Here is a 20371-nt window from a genome sequence, read left to right on the forward strand (position 1 = left end):
TAACGCCGACCAGGCACCCCCAATCCACTTGGGCGAAAGTATAACATGGATTTTTAACCGTTAAAACCGGAAAAGAAAATCAACGGAAAACCAACCGCACTTTTAACCTTTTATTAAGGAAAAACAAAATGAATAACGAAAAAAAACTTGTACCAAAATTACGTTTTCCCGAATTTACTGACGCTTGGGAACAGAGGAAGTTGGGGGAGTTTGGTCATGCAACATCAGGAACATCATTAGAAGATGAGTTTACAACTGATGGAAAATACAAAGTAATTAGTATTGGGTCATATTCTGAAAATAGTACTTATACTGATCAAGGCATTAGAATTAATAAAACCGAAAAATCGATTAAACGAATTCTTAATAAAAATGATTTAACAATGGTACTAAATGATAAAACAAGTACTGGGAATATTATTGGTAGAGTTTTGCTTATAGATCAAGATAATACCTATGTATATAACCAACGAACTCAAAGAGTTGAAGTAGATCTTAAAAACTTTTTACCAATGTTTTTATATCAGTTATTGAATGCAGACCACATCAGAAAAAAGATTGTTTTTTCATCTCAAGGAAACACACAAATTTATGTCAATTGGTCAAGTATTAGTAAATTAACTTATTGGATTCCAACTTCATTACAAGAACAGCAAAAAATCGGCGCATTTTTCACCGCACTTGATCGCTACATCACCATTCATCAGCGTAAGTTAGAAAACGTGAAAAAATTGAAAAAATCGCTGCTACAAAAAATGTTCCCAAAAAATGATCAAAAATTTCCGGAGATTCGTTTTCCTGAATTTACTTACGCTTGGGAACAGAGGAAGTTGGGGGATGTGGCTAATATAACCTCTGGATTTACTGGAGATTCAGAGTTATACGATGGTCTTTATCGATTGACAAGGATTGAAACAATCTCTGATGGTGTAGTTAATAGTACTAGAGTTGGTTTCTCAAATATTAAACCAGAAAGTAAATATTTATTAAAGAAAGGAGATATATTATTTAGTAATATAAATTCTTTAAAACATATTGGTAAAACAGCCATTTTTGAAGAAAATATTGAGTTATTTCATGGAATTAATCTATTAAGAATAATTGCCAATAAAAATATTATCCCTTATTTTCTTTATTACAGCTTAAATACAGTGCAAAAATTAAAGTGGGCTAAAGCACATGCTAATCAAGCAGTCAATCAAGCATCTATTAATCAGACAGAATTAAAAAGTCAGCCATTTTTCATCCCTATTGATAGACAAGAACAACAAAAAATCGGCGCATTTTTCACCGCACTTGATCGCTACATCACCATTCATCAGCGTAAGTTAGAAAACGTGAAAAAATTGAAAAAATCACTCTTACAGCAAATATTTGTTTAATAAGGGAAAATTATGACTTATTCCATTGAATATACCAGAGAAATTGACCGTTTAAGCAAAGAAAATGCCTATCGACTTTATGATTCGGGCGATATTCATCGCTTAGAAGTCGGGACAGTAAAAGGCTTGCAAGACATTCACCGCTATTTATTTCAAGGGCTGTATGATTTTGCCGGTGAAATTCGTGAATTAAACATTTCCAAAGGTCATTTTCGCTTTGCCAATGCCCTTTATTTAAAACCGGCATTAAGTGCGGTGGAAAAAATGCCGGAATCAACCTTTGAGCAAATCATTGAAAAATATATCGAAATGAACATTATCCATCCTTTTTTAGAAGGAAACGGACGTTCTACCCGAATTTGGTTGGATTTGATTTTTAAGAAAAATCTAAAAAAAGTCGTAGATTGGCGAAAAGTAGATAAAAAATTGTATTTACAAGCCATGGAACGAAGCCCGATCAATGATTTGGAAATTCGTTTTTTATTGCAAAACGCCTTAACGGATCGCATTGATGATCGCAAAATTTTCTTGAAGGGTATTGAGCAATCTTATTATTACGAACAAGCAGAATAAAGTGCGGTTGAAAAATAAAGAATTTTTAATAGAGGAATCAAAAAAATGAGTAATGTACAAACCATCACCGGTAAACTTTGGGCAATGGCAAATGAGCTACGCGGCACAATGGACGCATCAGAATATAAAAACTATATTCTTGCCTTTATGTTTTATCGTTATTTATCAAAACATCAGGAACAATATTTGGTGGATAACCACCTTTTAGACCTTGCACCTGAACAAAATGTGAATGACGCTTATGTAGCCCAAGCCACAGGTGAAGAATTACAAGATTATTTAGAGGATATTTCAGCCAGCCTTGGCTATGCCATTAACCCTGAAGATACTTGGGATTCATTAATGCAGAAAATTCACAATGCTGAAGTGATGCCAAGTGATTATCAAACCTTATTTGATAATTTCAACCAGAATGCCAATTTAAATGAAGATGCGGTGGTGGATTTTCGCGGAGTCTTTAATGATTTGAACTTGGGGGATTCTCGCTTAGGAAATTCCACCAACGAACGCGCGAAATCTTTAGGTAATATTGTGAAATTGGTGGATGAGGTTGAATATAAAGACGATAACGGTCGGGATATCCTAGGTGAAATTTATGAATATTTGATCGGGCAATTTGCCGCCAATGCCGGTAAAAAAGGTGGGGAATTTTATACGCCTCACCAAGTCTCCAAAATTTTAGCGAAGTTAGTGACGCTTGATGTAGCGGATAATCAAGATAATTTCTTGGTTTACGACCCAACAATGGGCTCCGGTTCTTTATTATTGACCGTAGGGAATGAATTGCCAAAATCGAAACCAATTAAATATTACGGGCAAGAATTGAACACGACGACATACAACCTGGCACGTATGAATTTAATGATGCACGGTGTCTCTTATAAAAATATGACGCTCTCCAATGCCGACACTTTGGAAAGCGATTGGCCGGATGGGGTTGATGCACAAGGTATCGATCAACCTTTATGCCGTTTTGATGCGGTGGTGGCAAATCCGCCTTATTCCGCCAATTGGGACAATCACGAACGGAAATTAAAAGATGCCCGTTTCCAACCCTTTGGCGTACTTGCCCCTGCCTCAAAAGCGGATTTTGCCTTTATTTTGCATAGCTTGTACCACTTAGGCGAGCAAGGCACCATGGCAATTGTTCTTCCACACGGCGTGCTGTTCCGTGGCGCAGCAGAAGGAAAAATTCGTAAAGCATTGATTGGTGATAACACCGCCAACGCGCAAGGAAATTATTTAGATGCGGTGATTGGTCTGCCGGCAAATTTATTCTACGGCACGAGCATCCCAACTACGATTTTAGTCTTTAAGAAAAACCGGAAAAATAAGGATATTTTGTTTATTGATGCAAGCCAAGATTTTGAAAAAAGTAAAAATCAAAACCGTTTAACGGACGAACAAGTCCAAAAAATTATTGAGACTTACCAAGCCCGTCAGAATGTTGAAAAATATGCTTATGTTGCCTCAATCGAGGAAATTATTGAGAACGACTACAACCTCAATATTCCTCGTTATGTTGATACCTTTGAGGAAGAAGAGGAAATTGATATTAACGAAGTGCTAAAGCAGCTCAATCAAGACGAGCAAGAAATAAAACAATTGGAAAAAGAAATCAACGAACAGCTCAAACTGCTAGGAATTGAACTCCCATAACACAAAAGAGGCAAAAAGCCTCTTTTTTTGTGGAAAAAATCAATAAATTTTCACCTCACTTTTGATAAAAGAACTGACGCTTGGGAACAGCGGAAGTTGGGGGATTTCTGTCAAATTGAAACGGGAAAACTAGATGCAAATGCTATGGTTGAAAATGGAAAATATGATTTTTTCACCTCTGGAATAAAAAAATATAAAATTGATCATTATGCTTTTACTGGACCGGCTATCACTATTGCAGGTAATGGAGCTACAGTTGGGTACATGCATTATGCCGATGGGTATTTCAATGCATATCAGCGAACCTATGTTTTGACGCAGTTTAAATCAGAACGAGCATTTTTATTTCAATCAATTAGTAAAACGTTACCAAAGAAAATACAACAAGAATCTAGAACAGGAAATATTCCTTACATCGTAATGGATATGCTTACTGATTTACTAATAAATATACCAACTCTTAAAGAACAACAAAAAATCGGCGCATTTTTTACCGCACTTGATCGCTACATCACCATTCATCAGCGTAAGTGAAAACATCATAGGAGAGATATTATGCATGAAATAAACCTAAACCAAGAGCTGTTTTATCAATACTATTCACGTTGGATTCATATTTACAAAGAAGGGGCGATTAGAAAAGTGACAATGGCTAAGTATTTAATGACATTAGAGTGGCTAAAAAAATTAATCCCCAATCTTTTACTGCGCGATCTTAATCGCATCACTTATCAACAATTACTCAATGATTATGCCTGTTATCATGAAAGGCAGACCACGATGGATTTTCATCATCAGCTTAAAGGTGCAATTCTTGATGCCGTGGATGAAGGTTTTTTATTAAGAGATCCCACAAGAAAAGCAATTATCAAAGGTCGCCCGCCACGTTTGAAGAAAACAAAATATCTAAACCAATTTGAACTACATTCATTAATTACGCAATTAAATTTAACGAAAGAAATCAATTGGGATTGGTTTATCCTATTAATTGCAAAAACCGGCATGCGTTTTTCTGAAGGTTTGGCATTAACGCCAAAAGATTTTGATTTTGCTCGTCAAACGCTAACGATTAATAAAACTTGGAATTACAAAGATGGTGGTGGTTTTCAGCCGACTAAAAATCGTTCATCAGTACGAAAAATTCCCCTTGATTGGCAAACCATTATTCAATTTGCAGAATTAATTAAAAACAAACCTGAAGAACAACCGATTTTTGTTAGTAAAAGGATTTTTAATTCAACGGTGAATGATATTCTTATTCGTCGCTGCAAAAAAGCCAATATTCCTATTATTTCATTACATGGATTACGACATACCCATGCATCACTGCTATTATTCGCCGGCGTATCAATTGCAAGTGTTGCAAGGCGTTTGGGACATTCAAATATGACGACAACCCAAAAAACATATTTACATATTATTCAAGAGTTGGAAAATCGAGATATTGATCTCGTAATGCGTTCATTATCAAATTTAAGCTAACTTTATTCTATATCACTTACGCTGATGAATGGTGATGTAGCGATCAAGTGCGGTGAAAAATGTGCCGATTTTTTGTTGTTCTTGGTAATGAGGAAAATTAACTAGACCGATTAGTGCATTATCATCACTTACTTTCATATCATTTTTAGCTCCTTTGTTTACCAAAGGTTTTAGATAACGATTTAATCTATCATTAGATTCAAAGTAATATTGGACAAAAATAGAATCTGTATTTGAGTTTGGTTTATAAATAGCATATAGGGTTGAAACAATGCCAGTAGAACCTTTGTTAGTTTTTATAATGCCGTAAGGATTAGCTTTTAATGGTGATTTTGTGTAAACAATATCTCCTGTATTTACTATTCCATAATTAGAAACTGATGCCCCTGCAAATGATCTTCCTTGAAAATCAATTTGATTAACTATTCCAACATCACCGGATACCGATAAAACATCACTTTTAGAAAATTGATTATTTATATTTTTTTCAGATGAAGTTTGTATATATTCCCCCAACTTCCTCTGTTCCCAAGTGTGAGTTTCTTTACAAAGGATCGTGAACAATTATGCCCATTTCCTCAATTATGGGAGCATTGTAAATAAAAATGAACATTTATAGATGAATATAGCTACACCAATACGCTGTCTAAAATTGATGTGCAGTAAAATACTCTCTATTAGAGTGATTTTTCCCTCTGTGGTAAAATTCGCAAAAATTTGAGGCTTATTATGACAACCTGGATGACCCCTTCTTTTCTTACACTTCTTGGTGTATCGCTCTTTATTCTGATTATTCTCTGTTTTCTACTCGCCCGTCGTTCGCGCGATGTGCAAGAATTACAGCAGGATTTGAATAAAACCAATTATGACTTTAATCAACTTGCCGAGCGTTTTGATTTGCTCAATCAACAAAAAAATCTTTTGGAGCAGCGCGCCGTGAAAGCCCAAACAGAAAGCGAAGGATTGCAAATTCGTTTAGCTGAACGTGATGAAAAAATTGCTTATCTTGCTAAAGAATTAGATGAGGAGCAGGCTCGCAATGAACAAATCGCCGCACAGATCACCGCATTGAAAGAGCGTTTTGGTATTGCCTCTGCACAAGCGGAAAGCTTGCAAAATCAACTACACCAAAGCCAAAGTCATCTATTACGCAAAGAACAAGAACAACAAAATTTAACGGAAAAATTGACCGCACTTTCACAAGAATTGACCGGATTAAAAACCACCTTGGCGGAAAAAGAAAAACATTTTGCCGAACAGCAGCAAAATATTGAACAATCGAAACAGCAACTTGGCATTGAATTTCAAAATCTCGCCAATCGCATTTTGGATGAAAAAAGTCGATCTTTTAATCAAACCAACCAAACTGCTTTGGAAACGTTGCTCAAGCCTTTTCGTGAACAAATTGAAGGTTTCCAAAAACGGGTGAATGAAATCCACTCTGAATCACTAAAAGGCAATGCCGGTTTAGAAGCAGAAATTAAGAAAGTATTGGAAATCGGCTTAAATATGTCGCAAGAGGCGAATAATTTAACTTCCGCATTAAAAGGTGAAAAGAAAACCCTGGGTAACTGGGGCGAAGTTCAATTAGAACGAGCGCTACAACTTGCCGGTTTGATTGAAAATGTTCACTACAGCGCACAAGCCCATTTTAAAGATGAACAAGGCTGGCGGAATTATCCTGATTTTGTGCTGAATTTACCCGATGAAAAACACCTCATTATTGATAGCAAAATGTCGTTGAATGCCTATGAAAGTGCGGTCAATTCTGAAGATGATATTGAGCGTGAGCGTTTACTTCGAGAACACATTAAAGCCTTAAAAAATCACATCGATGATTTACACAGAAAGGATTACAGCAACTTAATTGGTATGCGTAGCCCAAATTTTGTGCTGATGTTTATTGCAGTTGAGCCGGCTTATATTGAGGCATTAAAACAAGATCCGAATCTTTTTAATTATGGCTATGAAAAAAATGTCATTATGGTTTCGCACACTACCCTCATGCCGATTTTACGCACAGTGGCAAATTTGTGGCGGATTGAACGAGGCAACGCAGAGGCCAGAGAGATAGCGGAAAAAGCCGGTGAAATTTATAACCAAATTTGTTTGGTGGCAGAACGCTTGGGGAAATTAGGCAACACACTTTCCACTGTCAGCAACCAATATAACAGCACGGTAACAGCACTTGTGGGGCAACAAGGTTTGGTCGGCAAAATAGAACGCTTTAAAGATTTATCCGCCAAAGCCAATAAAACGATGCCAAATGTCGAATTATTAAATAATGGCGTTGATTTAAGCCGTTTGTCTTTAATGATTGAGGAAGAAAAATAAACCTTATCTTTTCTATTGCTATTTTCAAAAAAAATGCTATTTTTTGGCAGTTTTTTTATTGATTAATCTTTTATAACAAGTTAGGAAAAATGAATGGAACAGCAAAAATCACCTGATCTTTATGCCAAGTATAACCAACAATCTAACGCATTCAGTAAAATTATTTTCGCCAGCCGCTGGTTGCAATTGCCGATTTATCTTGGGCTTGTGGTTGTGCAAGGCATCTATGCCTATAAATTTATGAAATCCCTTTGGCATTTAATCATCAATATTAATGATATGGATTCCAACACGATTATGCTTGCTGTGTTGAATCTCATTGATGTGGTGATGATTGCCAATTTATTGGTAATGGTCACCATTGGCGGCTATGAGATTTTCGTATCAAAGCTCAAAACCCGCAGCCATCCCGATCAACCGGAATGGATGAGTCACGTCAATGCAACGGTACTGAAAGTGAAACTTTCAATGTCGATCATCACGATTTCCTCTATTCATATGCTGCAAACCTTTGTTAATGTCAGCAACCTCCCTGAAAAAACCATGATGTGGCAGCTTTTTTTACATCTTGGTTTTTTAGTTTCGGCTATCGCCTTGGCTTATACGGATAAAATTTTATATAGTACCAGTCATAAAAACCACTAGAAACAAGTCGTATTTTTCCTGACAGAAACGCCAACCAAAAGTTGGCGTTTCTTTTAGTTCCCATAAAATTATTCAAAATAATCTTGATACTGTATAAAAATACAGTTAATATAAATAAAGTTTTATGCAACGAGGAAAAATAAATGGCATCACAAGACGAAAAAAAGAAAGGGAAAACAACAGCGACCACACCTGCGACAGCGGAAGAAAAACAAAAGGCCCTTGCCGCAGCACTAGGGCAAATTGAAAAACAATTTGGTAAAGGCTCTATTATGAAGCTGGGAGATACACAAGCTCTCGATGTAGAGTCTATTTCTACCGGTTCGATAGGGCTTGACGTTGCATTAGGAATCGGTGGTTTACCGATGGGGCGTATCGTTGAAATCTTTGGCCCCGAATCTTCCGGTAAAACAACCTTAACGCTTTCAGTTATCGCTCAGGCTCAAAAAGCCGGTAAAACCTGTGCATTTATTGATGCCGAACATGCTTTGGATCCGATTTATGCCGCGAAATTAGGCGTTAACGTTAAAGAATTATTAGTTTCTCAGCCCGACAATGGTGAACAAGCCCTTGAGATTTGTGATGCTTTAGTCCGTTCCGGTGCAGTTGAACTTATTATCGTTGACTCCGTTGCAGCCTTAACGCCTAAAGCTGAAATTGAAGGAGACATGGGTGATTCTCATGTGGGATTACAAGCCCGTTTAATGTCTCAAGCATTACGTAAATTAACCGGTCAAATCAAAAATGCAAACTGCTTGGTGATATTTATCAACCAAATTCGCATGAAAATCGGGGTATCCTACGGCAATCCTGAAACCACTACCGGAGGGAATGCATTAAAATTTTATGCATCGGTTCGATTGGATATTCGCCGCACCGGTTCAGTCAAAGATGGGGAAAGTATTATTGGTAATGAAACCAAAGTAAAAGTGGTTAAAAATAAATTGGCGCCTCCATTCCGTCAGGTAGAATTCCAAATCCTTTATGGCGAAGGGATTTCTAAAACAGGTGAATTGATTGAACTGGGCGTTCAGCACAAATTGGTGAATAAATCCGGAGCTTGGTATTCTTATGAAAATGAGAAAATAGGCCAAGGCAAGGCAAATGCAATGAAGTGGCTATTGGATAATCCAGAAAAAGCATTAGTATTAGAAAATAAATTGCTCGCCGAATTAGTAGCCAACCCTGATCAAAGATTCGCTGAAGATATTGAACAAGCCAATGACAAATTAAATTCAGAGGATGAACTTTAATTTACCCGTTATTTTAACCTCTCAAAGTGCGGTCAATTTTGCCCGCACTTTTTCTCCAAAGGAGTGATGATGTCTTCTATTGCACTGAGTTATGTGATTAATTTACTTGCCCGCCGTGAATATAGCGAGTTTGAACTTCGCAATAAAATGCAAGAAAAAGCCTTTTCCGAACTAGAAATTGATGAAGTGATCACCCATTGCCAGCAAAAAAATTGGCAAAATGATAAACGCTTTGCAGAAAACTATTTATATTATCGTAGTCAACGAGGCTATGGAGAGAATAGAATTAGACAAGAACTAAAACATTTAAAAGGAGTGCCGTCAGCTATTATTACTGAAGTATTCACGGAATGTGATATAGATTGGTCCAAACTTGCTTTTACGGTTTTACGTAAAAAATTTCCTAATTACACAGAAAAACATTCTCCCAAAATAAAACAGAAAATTTGGAACTATATGCTTTCTCACGGTTTTTCCTCTGAACAATTTTCGCACTTTATTGGGAATGAATCAGCATATTTTGAGTGATCTATACTCATCTTGATGGAATTGGCTAGTTCTATGGTTTGCTTATAGGAAGCGCAACTTTAAAGCAACTTCCCCTCCCTAACTCACTCTTTATTTCCAATTCCGCATCATATTTTGCCAAAGCAAATTTGGTAATAGATAGCCCCAGTCCCGTTCCACCGGTTTGGCGTGAGCGGGCATTATCAACCCGATAAAAACGTTCCGTTAATCTTGGAATATGTTCCGGCGCAATACCTACCCCTGTATCAGTTACAGAAAAAATTGCTTTATCTGCGAGTGTAGTAAGTTGAATAGTAATCGTGCCTTTTTCCGGCGTATATCGAACTGCATTGAACGTCATATTACTTAATGCGCTGTATAGTTCCGGCTCCAATCCATAAAACTTAATATCTGGTTGAATGTTTACAATAAACTCGTGTTTTTCACGTGAAAAATTTTGTGTTGCTTCAACAACCTGTTGAACCATTTTGGATAAATCAAAATGCTGAAATTCCCCGGCAGTGGATTGTCCTCGTTCTAAACGTGAAAGCGTTAACAAATCGGATAAAAGATTTAACATTCGCTGCCCTTCTTTTTGCATTAAACCTAAAAATTGCTGACGTTGGTCAATAGGTAAATCGGGCATATCCGATAATGTTTCCATAAAACCGTTAATCACAGTAAGCGGTGTACGCAATTCATGGGAAACATTAGCAACAAAGGCTACCTGAGCATCGTCCAATTGCTCTTCTTGAGTAATATCTTGCGTTATCAATAATTCGCTATTTTGATAGAAAGGCTGTCGGCTGATTTGCAAAATTCGTTTGAAATAATTTCCATTGGGAAGGATAACTTTCAATTTAAGAGGTTCATTTTCCAGCTTCTTTTGTAGAAATTGTTGGAATTCAGGTAAACGAATGAGATTTTGTAGAATCCCTTTGAGATCATTTTTATAGTTCAGATTAAGATGTTTACAGGCAAGCGGGTTAAACCATTCGATACGACCTTCGGTTAAAATGATAATTCCACTAGGAATCGCCTCAATGACTTTATTAAAACGATCTAAAGAAGCAGAGAGTTCTTTTTTACGCTTTATACTGGCTTTACGTAAAGACAGAATTTTATCAAAAATATGTCCCCAAATTCCAAAACCTTGTATCGGATTGTCCTGATCCTCCAGCCAGCGAGCTAAACGAAGTAAATAAAATAGCTGAAGACCTATCCATCCAAGTAATACAACATTAACTAAAATCCACATTATTTCCGTACCGGCAATTAAATATCCCACTCCGGCAATACAAAATAGAGTGAGGATTAATCGAAATAAGGTCGGAAAAAATAATTTCATTATGCTTCTTCAGTATTGAAACGATAACCGGAACCACGGACAGTTTGTAGCAGATACTCTAATTTACTTGGTTCAAGTGCCTGACGTAAACGACGAATATGCACATCAATGGTCCGTTCCTCCATAAAAACATGATCTCCCCAAACAAAATCAAGCAGTTGTACCCTGCTATATAACCGGTTCGGATGAGTCATAAAAAAATGAAGTAATTTAAATTCAGTTGCCCCTAAGTTTAACCGAATATTATTGCCGATCACAATTTTATTAACCGGATCTAAACTCAATCCTTTAATATTGATCACTTGCTCTGTTTTATGAGGATGGTGGCGGCGTAGAAATGCATTGACCCTAGCAACCAACTCTCTTGGGGAAAAAGGCTTGGTAACATAGTCATCGGCACCAAGATTTAAACCTTTTTCCTTATCCAATTCATCGCTACGTGCCGTTAACAGAATAATAGGTAAATTCTCCGTGCGCTTGGTTGAACGCAATTCTTTAGTAAATTCAACACCAGAAACGCCAGGCAGCATCCAGTCCAATAAAATAAGATGAGGGAGTTGTTCATTAATTTGTTGCCTTGCTTGTGATACATTTTCCGCCGTACGCACCTCAAAACCGGCTTGTTCTAAGATAAATTTAATTAATGTAATAATAGACTCTTCGTCTTCAACCACTAAAATATTTGCTTTTGGCATAGCCTACTCCCTGGATTTTCTGAAAAGTGCGGTTAAATTTAGAGACGTTTTAACCGAATTTACCCGTAATATAATCCTCGGTTTCTTTACGCTGCGGTTTCGTAAAAATTTGTTTGGTATCGCCGATTTCAATAAGCTCACCAAGATACATATAAGCGGTCATATCGGAAACCCGTGCAGCTTGTTGCATATTGTGGGTCACAATTGCAATAGTGTAGTCGTTCTTAAGTTCCGTTATCAGCTCTTCAATATAAGCCGTTGATATCGGGTCAAGGGCGGAAGTTGGTTCATCAAGTAATAATACTTCCGGCTGACAAGCGATGGCTCGGGCTATACACAAGCGTTGTTGTTGTCCACCTGAAAGGGAATTACCGGATTGTTTCAACTTATCTTTAACTTCTGTCCATAACGCCGATTTTTTTAACGCCCATTCCACTCGGTCATCCAAATCACTTTTGCTGAGTTTTTCGTACAGCTTGACCCCAAAAGTCACATTATCGTAAATTGACATTGGAAAAGGCGTTGGTTTCTGAAAAACCATTCCGACTTTGGCGCGTAATAAATTAACATCAACATCCGCATCAAGAATATTTTTGTTATCCAATAATAATTGACCTTCTGCCCGCATATTAGGATAGAGATCATACATTCGGTTAAATATACGTAACAAAGTAGATTTACCACAGCCGGAAGGACCGATAAAAGCGGTAACTTTTTTTTCTAAAATATCAACATTAATATTTTTTAGTGCGTGAAAATGCCCATAGTAAAAATTTAAATTTTGGGTTGAGAGTTTTGTTTTCATCATGATTCCTTAGTGTTTTTTACGACCTAAAATTCTCGCCATAATATTAGTGATTAATACCGTAAACGCGATCAGCAGTGCCCCAGCCCAAGCGAGCGATTGCCAGTCTTTATAAGGACTCATTGCAAATTGATAAATCACATTTGGTAAATTAGCGATAGGTTGATTCATATCAGAACTGAAAAATTGATTATTTAATGCGGTGAATAACAAAGGTGCGGTTTCACCGGAAATTCGGGCGAACGCAAGTAAAATACCGGTTAAAACGCCTGTTTTCGCAGCTTTTAGAGTTACCATCGAAACCATTTTCCATTTTGGTGTTCCTAAAGCATAAGCTGCTTCCCGTAACCCGTTCGGCACTAATTTCAACATATTTTCGGTCGTGCGTACGACAACAGGAACAACCAATAACGAGAGTGCTAAAGCCCCCGCCCAACCGGAGAAATGTCCTTGTTTAACAACAATAATGCCATAGATAAATAAACCGATAACAATGGAAGGCGCCGACAGTAAGATGTCGTTCATAAATCGAGTCATACCGGCTATTTTGCTATGTCTGCCGAACTCCGCTAAATAAACGCCGGTTAAAATACCGATTGGAGTACCGATAAAAAGCCCGAATAACGTGATAAGCAAACTCCCCCAAATGGCATTTCGTAAACCACCACCTGCATCGGGAGGCAGGGTATCAACCCGAAAAAGATAGAGTCCTAATCCGCTTATGCCATGGGTTAAGAGCGTGTAAAAAATCCAGCCAAGCCAAAATAATCCGAATCCCATCATCACCCAAGCCAACATTAAATAGAAGCGGTTAAGCCACTGACGGCGTACATATAACGAATGATTTATTGTATTTTTCATCTAGCGTCCCTCTGATTTTACCGCTTTTAATAACATTAATTTTGACAAACACAGTACGGTAAATGTTATAACGAAAAGAATTAATCCGAGATAAAGTAGTGAGGACAAATGCATCGGATCAACGGCCTCGGCAAACTCATTGGCAAGCGCAGAGGTAATCGATACACCGGAATTATTTAAGCTGGCGCTAATATTAAAGGTATTTCCGATAACAAAGGTAACGGCCATCGTTTCGCCTAAAGCACGTCCCAAGCCGAGAATCACACCGCCGATTACCCCCACTTTCGTATAAGGTAATACAATACGACGAATAACTTCCCAACGGGTACAACCTAAACCATAGGCTGATTCTTTTAACATAGTTGGCGTGACTTCAAATACATCCCGCATCACTGAGGCGATATAAGGAATGATCATAATCGCTAGGATTAAACCTGCCGCAAATAATCCTATTCCCATTGGAATGCCATCAAATAATACGCCGACTAAAGGAATATCGCTAAAGTGCTCAATCATAAACGGTTGAACAGTTTCGGAAAATATAGGGGCAAACACAAACAATCCCCACATCCCGTAAATGATCGAAGGAATACCGGCTAATAATTCTATTGCAATACTTAATGGACGGCGCAGTACCACGGGACAAAGTTCGGTAAGAAAAACCGCGATTCCGAAGCTAACCGGCACAGCAATAATCAGCGCAATAACAGAAGTCACTAACGTACCGTATATAGGTGCGAGTGCACCATATTTGCTTTGTACAGTATCCCATTCGTTTGAACTAAAAAATTCAAAACCAAATTGTTGCATTGCGGGATAAGCGCCAACAATCAATGAAAGTAAAATTCCACTGAGTATCGCAAGAACAAACAAAGCAAAAAAACGGGTAGTATTAACAAATAAAGCATCAAGGAGTGCTTGTTGTTTCAATTTTTGGGAAAGTGTCATCATTTTTCCTTATTCCCTCCCGCTAAAGGGAGGGAATACATTTTTTATTTCAAGTTAACTTTTTTCCATTCATCTCGCACAAGTTGTTTTACATTATCCGGTAGAGGAACATAATCTAACTTTTGCGCTTGCTCATTACCTTTTTTGTATGCCCAGTCAAAGAAATTCAAGACGGTTTCGGCTCTTTCCTTATCCACTACATTTTTCGGTACTAAGATAAAGGTTGCGGCAGCGAGTGGCCAAGCTTCTGCTGAAGGTTGATTAGTTAATACCAAACTGAATCCTTTCGCTTTATTCCAATCAACATTTGCCGCTGCCGCAAAACTTTCTTGTGAAGGTAAAACAAAGTTACCCGCAGCATTTTTTAACTGAACGTGAGTCATTTTATTTTGTTTCGCATAAGCATATTCAACATAGCCGATGGAATTCTTAACACGTCCTACGTAAATTGATACTCCCTCATTACCTTTTCCTGCTGCACCGCTTGCGGAAGTTGGCCATTTAACCGTATTCGCCGCACCGACTTTATCTTTCCAATCTGACGAAACTTGGCTCAAATAATGGGTAAAGATAAAACTGGTTCCCGAACCGTCCGCACGGAATACGGTTGTGATCATTTTATCCGGCAGATTTAACGAAGGGTTTAACTGCTTAATTTTTTCATCATTCCAATGAGTAATTTTTCCTAAGTAAATATCGGCTAACAATTCACCGGTTAATTTTAACTCTCCCGGTTTGATACCCTCTACATTGATGACAGGTACAACACCACCAATAACGGTTGGGAATTGGACAAGATTATTTTTTTCAAGATCCGCTTCTTTCATTGGGGAATCTGATGCACCAAAATCAACAGTACCGGAGAGAATTTGTTTTACACCACCGGAAGAACCGATAGACTGATAATTTATTTGATTACCGGTTTCAGCCTTATAGTTCATAGCCCATTGCACATAAATCGGTTGAGGGAAGGAAGCCCCTGCGCCGGTCACAGTGGTTGCTTTTGCCGCTTGACTGAAAGCAAAAGCAGATAATAAAGCGAGAGTGACAGTACGTATTTTCATTGTATTCTCCTTAAGTTTGGATGATTAAGTAGTCACGTAGCTAATATAGTAAAGAAATATTTCATAAGTATGACAAACAAACATTTATTTACATCTGTTGGAATTAGGTTTACCCGCATTCCAAAACAAACAAAAAATCAACCGCACTTTTCACACTTATTTTAAGTTAGACTCAATTTCTGCCAGTTCTTTATGGCGAATATCAATACCACGAACTAAATACACAACATGTTCCGCAATATTTTTAGCGTGATCGCCGATTCGTTCCACTGCCTTATTCATCATCATCACATCAATCCAAGTGCTGATATTTTGAGGTTGTTCAAAAATATTCGTGGTAAGTAGGCGTAATTGATTACGATAGTCCATATCTAATTTTTCATCCGATAAACGTAATTCAACCGCTGCGTTTTCATCTAATCGGGCAAAGGCGTCCAACGCTCGGCGAATCATGACAAAGGACATTTCTAAAATACGATGGGTATCATACAAACCGGAAGCAGAAATCTTGTTATTAATTAATAGGTTATTTGTATAAAAGGCAATTTTTTTTAGTTCATCACCAATACGTTCCAGATCAACGATAATTCTAGATGTCGTTAAAACGAAACGTAAATCACCGGCTGCCGGTTGGCGTCGAGCAATAATGGTTTGGCAGTGATCATCAATAAGCTCTTCCATTTCATTGATTTTCTTTTCACTTTCAATTACTTCCTGTAATCCTTGAGGATTAGCTTGACTGAGGCTTCGCAGAATAATTTGAATTTGCTGTTCGACTATTCCGCCCATTTGCATAACTTCTGTACGCACGCCTTCCAGTTCTTGGTTAAAATGTGAAGAAATATGCTGATTTTTCATTTTGATCCTTAAAAATAAACTAAATGCGCTTGGAGTATAAAGGGGAAATATTTCAGGAATATGACAACTTGTAAGATTGCGTTAAAAAACAATCGATTTTCATCCGCACTTTACAAAAAATGAAAGTAGGGCTATTAGAATTGTTCTAAAAATCGAATAAATGGGTTATCAGAAGGGAAATTAAGATATTGTTTAAGCAAAAAAAATAAGGCGCAATTTGCACCTTATTTCTATCATCATTTAAAACATCTGTTGAGCATTTTCTACTTGAACAAAAAAACCACTGCCATTCAAAATCACACTATAATCCGTTTGATATTTTTTACCATGGGTTTCCACCAACGCATGACAGCTCCGAATACCTTGCTGCGGATAATATTGCGTTTCACGTGCTTGTTTAATTTGTTTTACCGTCATTTGTGTTCCCGTCACCTTACCTTGTTGTTTAAAGGCATCAGATAGCACCTTAACGACTTGGTTATCCTGACATTTTGGCACAATAACGGTTTTTGTCGTTTGCTTAGGTTGTGTAGTTTTTAATGTTTGATCTGGGCTTTCCACCTTCTCAATTTTCTTTATGGAAACGTCTTGTGCGGCAGTTTTCGTTTTCTCAACTTTCTTCATTTCTTTCTGCTTATTCTTAACAGATTGTTTATTCTTAGTCGGCTTCGTCGGTTGTGATTTCATATTTTTTTTATCGTTAGAAACCTGAGTTTTAGCACCGTTTTTGCTCACTTTGGTTGAGGATTTTTTCTGTACCGTTTTTTTCGTTGCTTTTTTCTCTACCGGCTTTTTCACTTGTGTTTTTTTAGTTTGCTTAACTACTTGTTTCGTCGTTGTATTTTTATTTTGTGAGGCAGCAACAGTATTGCCTCCAATAAAAAATAATACGGCGAATAAAACTTGAAATAATTTTTTCATAAATGTCTCCTTAAACAAAAAGTGCGGCTAAATTAACCGCACTTTTATCAAGCCTAAAAATTAAAGGTAGTAATGTTCTACATAGTTTAATTTATCGTCAAGTTTTAACACTAACGGCTGACCGGTTGGAATTTCAAAATCCATAATTTCTTCATCAGAAATACCGATAATGTGTTTTGCCAAGGCACGCAGCGAATTACCATGCGCCACCACTAAAACACGTTTGCCGGAAAGCATTGCCGGTGCAATTTGATCTTCCCAGAACGGAAGTGCACGTTCTAAGGTAAGTTTTAAGTTTTCTGCGTTTGGCACAACATCTGACGGAAGATTTGCATAGCGGCGATCGTTATGTGCAGAGTTTGGATCTTGCGGATCTAAATCCGGCGGAGAAATATCGTAAGAACGGCGCCAAATATGCACTTGCTCATCACCATATTGCTCTGCGGTGGCTTTTTTATCTAAGCCCTGTAACGCACCGTAGTGACGTTCGTTTAAACGCCAGTTTTTCACTTGAGGAATCCATAATTGGTGCGATTCTTCCAACACGATATTACAAGTTTTGATGGCACGGGTTAGCACAGAAGTAAATGCGATATCAAATTCATAGCCTGCGTCTAACAATTTTTTACCCGCAGCTTTGGCTTCTTCTACGCCACGTTCGGTCAAATTTACATCACGCCAACCGGTAAATAAATTTTTTGCGTTCCATTCACTAAAACCGTGACGAATGAATACTAATTCCATAGGGTGCTCCTAATATTTAAGTAAAAAAGAATGCGCACTTTATAGCAAAAAATCCTACTGTTTAAAAGCAAAAAGGCGGGATTTCCTGATCTTACGCAAAAAATTAAACCCAGCCATTTTAGCACTATCAAAATAATGCTACTATCTGTACTTTGTGGACAAAATAGCTTTCACCGATTTTTTATTTCTAGAGTTTAATCTATGCAATATTGGCAATTGATAACAAAAACATTTTCAAAATCGACCGCACTTTTAGTTGCATGTGGGCTTATCGGATTTTCATCAGCCAGTTATGGCAATAATCTTAATCAAATCCAACAACAAATTAAGCAACAAGAATCTAAACTTGCCAAACAAAAACGTGAGCAGGCAAAACTTCAATCCACTTTAAAAAACCAAGAAAGTAAAATTAATGCGGTAGCGGGGGAATTACGCGAAACCGAATTAAGTTTGAAAGAAATCCGTAAGCAAATTGCAGAAGCCGATAAACAAATCAAACTGCTGGAAAAGCAAGAAAAAGAACAAAAAACAAAACTTGCCAAGCAAATGGATGTCATTTACCGCTCGGGGTTAAACCCTTCCGTTTTGGAAAGAATGCTGTCGGAAGATGCCAAAAAAGCCACACGAATGAAGGTTTATTATGAGCATTTAAATCAGGCTCGTATTGAGATGATAACCAATCTTCAAGCGACACAAGCACAAATTGTTAAACAAAAAGAGGCCATTTTAGGTCAGCAACAAAATCAACGGGATCAACTTTCCACGCAGAAAAAACAACAACAAGAATTAGAAAAAATTCAGCGTGAACGACAATCGACGTTAAATGAAATTAATAAAAACATCAACAAAGATCAGAATCGATTAGAGAATTTACGGGCTAACGAAATTGCGTTGAAACAAGAAATTCAACGTGCCGAACAAGCCGCACGCCAACAAGAACAACGTGAGCGGGAAGCGCTGGCACAACGTAAACAAGCGGAAGAAAAACGCACGGCCAAACCTTATAAGCCAACCGCCCAAGAACGCCAATTAATTAACAGTACCAATGGTCTCGGGACGGCAAATCGCCAATATAATAAACCGATAAATGGTTCGACACTTTATGCTTTTGGTTCCGCTCAAGCCGGTGAGGCACGCTGGAAAGGGATGGTAATTGCCGCACCAAACGGCACGCCGGTGCGTGCCATTGCCAACGGGCGTGTCATTTTAGCCGGACAGCTTACCGGTTATGGCTATATGGTTATCATTAAACACGGAGAGAGCGATCTGAGTTTGTATGGTTTTAACCAAGCTGTTTTCGTCAAACCCAACCAACTGGTTTCAGCAGGTCAAACTATCGCACAAGTGGGAAATACCGGTGAAATTTCTCGTCCTGCATTATATTTCGGTATTAGTCGAAAAGGTGTGCCGGTGAATCCTGCAGGGTGGATTAAATAATGAATATACCATTTAAAACTGCGGTCAAAAATCTAATCGTTTTTTCAACCGCTCTTTTCTCCACATTTACACTCGCACAAAATAAACTCGCAATCGTCATTGATGATGTGGGCTATCATCCCAAAGAAGATGCGGCGATTTTTGCTATGCCACGTGAAATTTCTGTGGCAATTATCCCCTCCGCACCCTATGCTCAACCTCGTAACCAAGAAGCCAAAAAACAAGGGCGTGACATTCTTATTCATATGCCAATGCAACCCATAAATCAAACGAAAATTGAAGAGGGAGGATTACATTTAGGCATGTCGGCAGAACAGGTCACAAACCGAGTTCAAAAGGCCAAAAATATTGTCAGTCATGCAATCGGTATGAATAATCACATGGGCAGCGCAGCAACAGCCGACACGCCGTTAATGACACATTTAATGAATGCGCTTCGTGCACAGCATTTATTTTTCTTGGATAGTCGAACAATTGGTCGATCTGTTGCCGGCAAAATCGCTAAAGAGCAAGGGATTCGTTCATTAGATCGCCATATTTTCTTAGATGACAGCAATGAATTTGCCGATGTGCAACGCCAATTTCAAGCCGCAATTCAATATGCAAGAAAACATGGTACGGCAATCGCTATAGGTCACCCCCGTAAAAACACTGTTGCGGTATTACAGCAAAATTTGCGCCATTTACCTTCAGATATTCAGCTCGTCGGTATGGGAAGTTTATGGCGAAATGAGCGTATCGTACCGCCAAAACCTTTTATTTTACTGTTTAGCGATATTCCTGCTCCGACCTCAACTGCACCTTACGAGCCAGTTCCATTATTGCGGGGCGTACCAAAGTAAAAATCCACCTTCA

Annotated in this window: 21 protein-coding genes; 11 read left to right on the plus strand and 10 right to left on the minus strand. The window is 37.9% G+C overall.

Annotation, left to right across the window (positions count from 1 at the left end; translation table 11 throughout):
- The first annotated feature begins 128 nt into the window (after positions 1-128).
- From BKG94_RS07830 to BKG94_RS07850, 5 genes are read left to right on the plus strand one after another with little or no spacing between them, the layout of a single operon-like run.
- On the plus strand, positions 129-1382 hold the full coding sequence (locus BKG94_RS07830; protein WP_077435958.1) for a restriction endonuclease subunit S: 1254 nt from the start codon (positions 129-131) through the stop codon (positions 1380-1382).
- A 12-nt stretch (positions 1383-1394) separates the two neighbouring features.
- Positions 1395-1955, plus strand: coding sequence for a protein adenylyltransferase Fic (gene fic, locus BKG94_RS07835; protein WP_077435960.1), 561 nt, complete (start codon positions 1395-1397; stop codon positions 1953-1955).
- A gap of 45 nt (positions 1956-2000) precedes the next feature.
- On the plus strand, positions 2001-3614 hold the full coding sequence (locus BKG94_RS07840) for a type I restriction-modification system subunit M (RefSeq protein ID WP_077435962.1): 1614 nt from the start codon (positions 2001-2003) through the stop codon (positions 3612-3614).
- A 27-nt stretch (positions 3615-3641) separates the two neighbouring features.
- Positions 3642-4148, plus strand: a complete 507-nt coding sequence (locus BKG94_RS07845) for a restriction endonuclease subunit S (protein ID WP_077435964.1) — start codon at positions 3642-3644, stop codon at positions 4146-4148.
- A 21-nt stretch (positions 4149-4169) separates the two neighbouring features.
- Positions 4170-5096, plus strand: a complete 927-nt coding sequence (locus BKG94_RS07850) for a site-specific integrase (protein WP_077435966.1) — start codon at positions 4170-4172, stop codon at positions 5094-5096.
- Positions 5097-5108: 12 nt separating this feature from the next.
- Here the strand turns inward: BKG94_RS07850 and BKG94_RS10065 are convergent, their stop codons facing one another.
- Positions 5109-5660, minus strand: coding sequence for a restriction endonuclease subunit S domain-containing protein (locus BKG94_RS10065; RefSeq protein ID WP_244157004.1), 552 nt, complete (start codon positions 5658-5660; stop codon positions 5109-5111).
- Between the two features lie 177 nt (positions 5661-5837).
- Here BKG94_RS10065 and BKG94_RS07860 point away from each other — a divergent pair, with 177 nt between their 5' ends.
- From BKG94_RS07860 to recX, 4 genes are all read left to right on the plus strand, one after another.
- A complete protein-coding gene (locus BKG94_RS07860; RefSeq protein WP_425272262.1) occupies positions 5838-7430 on the plus strand; it encodes a DNA recombination protein RmuC in 1593 nt (530 codons plus the stop codon).
- A gap of 93 nt (positions 7431-7523) precedes the next feature.
- Positions 7524-8075, plus strand: coding sequence for a TIGR00645 family protein (locus BKG94_RS07865; protein WP_077435970.1), 552 nt, complete (start codon positions 7524-7526; stop codon positions 8073-8075).
- A 143-nt stretch (positions 8076-8218) separates the two neighbouring features.
- Entirely contained in the window at positions 8219-9328 is a 1110-nt protein-coding gene (recA, locus tag BKG94_RS07870; protein ID WP_077435972.1) for a recombinase RecA, read from the plus strand.
- Positions 9329-9397: 69 nt separating this feature from the next.
- A complete protein-coding gene (gene recX, locus BKG94_RS07875) occupies positions 9398-9856 on the plus strand; it encodes a recombination regulator RecX (protein ID WP_077435974.1) in 459 nt (152 codons plus the stop codon).
- A 31-nt stretch (positions 9857-9887) separates the two neighbouring features.
- Here recX and phoR read toward each other — a convergent pair whose 3' ends face one another.
- The 9 genes from phoR to BKG94_RS07920 form a co-directional block, all read right to left on the minus strand.
- Positions 9888-11183 carry a phosphate regulon sensor histidine kinase PhoR gene (phoR, locus tag BKG94_RS07880; RefSeq protein ID WP_077435976.1) on the minus strand — a complete coding sequence of 432 codons (1296 nt, stop codon included), beginning with the start codon at positions 11181-11183 and terminating at the stop codon, positions 9888-9890.
- Positions 11183-11878, minus strand: coding sequence for a phosphate regulon transcriptional regulator PhoB (gene phoB / locus BKG94_RS07885; RefSeq protein WP_077435978.1), 696 nt, complete (start codon positions 11876-11878; stop codon positions 11183-11185). Before phoB ends, phoR begins: the two co-directional genes overlap by 1 nt.
- A gap of 49 nt (positions 11879-11927) precedes the next feature.
- Positions 11928-12686, minus strand: a complete 759-nt coding sequence (gene pstB, locus BKG94_RS07890) for a phosphate ABC transporter ATP-binding protein PstB (RefSeq protein ID WP_077435980.1) — start codon at positions 12684-12686, stop codon at positions 11928-11930.
- A 6-nt stretch (positions 12687-12692) separates the two neighbouring features.
- A complete protein-coding gene (gene pstA, locus BKG94_RS07895; RefSeq protein ID WP_077435982.1) occupies positions 12693-13544 on the minus strand; it encodes a phosphate ABC transporter permease PstA in 852 nt (283 codons plus the stop codon).
- Positions 13545-14492: a phosphate ABC transporter permease subunit PstC gene (pstC, locus tag BKG94_RS07900; protein ID WP_143538926.1), complete on the minus strand. Its 948-nt coding sequence runs from the start codon at positions 14490-14492 to the stop codon at positions 13545-13547.
- A gap of 44 nt (positions 14493-14536) precedes the next feature.
- Positions 14537-15556 (minus strand): phosphate ABC transporter substrate-binding protein PstS, encoded by a 1020-nt coding sequence (pstS, locus tag BKG94_RS07905; RefSeq protein ID WP_077435986.1) that lies wholly within the window; start codon positions 15554-15556, stop codon positions 14537-14539.
- Between the two features lie 156 nt (positions 15557-15712).
- Complete coding sequence (phoU, locus tag BKG94_RS07910; RefSeq protein ID WP_077435988.1) at positions 15713-16414, minus strand: phosphate signaling complex protein PhoU; 702 nt, start codon at positions 16412-16414, stop codon at positions 15713-15715.
- A gap of 240 nt (positions 16415-16654) precedes the next feature.
- Positions 16655-17335, minus strand: a complete 681-nt coding sequence (locus BKG94_RS07915) for a hypothetical protein (protein WP_077435990.1) — start codon at positions 17333-17335, stop codon at positions 16655-16657.
- 60 nt (positions 17336-17395) lie between these two features.
- Complete coding sequence (locus BKG94_RS07920) at positions 17396-18079, minus strand: 2,3-diphosphoglycerate-dependent phosphoglycerate mutase (RefSeq protein ID WP_018356893.1); 684 nt, start codon at positions 18077-18079, stop codon at positions 17396-17398.
- Positions 18080-18280: 201 nt separating this feature from the next.
- On the opposite strand from BKG94_RS07920, the gene envC reads away from it, so the two are divergent.
- A complete protein-coding gene (gene envC / locus BKG94_RS07925) occupies positions 18281-19516 on the plus strand; it encodes a murein hydrolase activator EnvC (RefSeq protein ID WP_077435992.1) in 1236 nt (411 codons plus the stop codon).
- Positions 19516-20358 (plus strand): divergent polysaccharide deacetylase family protein, encoded by an 843-nt coding sequence (locus BKG94_RS07930; RefSeq protein ID WP_077435994.1) that lies wholly within the window; start codon positions 19516-19518, stop codon positions 20356-20358. The genes envC and BKG94_RS07930 overlap by 1 nt, the downstream gene beginning before the upstream one ends.
- Positions 20359-20371: the final 13 nt, after the last annotated feature.

Source organism: Rodentibacter ratti (genome assembly GCF_002000485.1).
GTDB lineage: Bacteria > Pseudomonadota > Gammaproteobacteria > Enterobacterales > Pasteurellaceae > Rodentibacter > Rodentibacter ratti.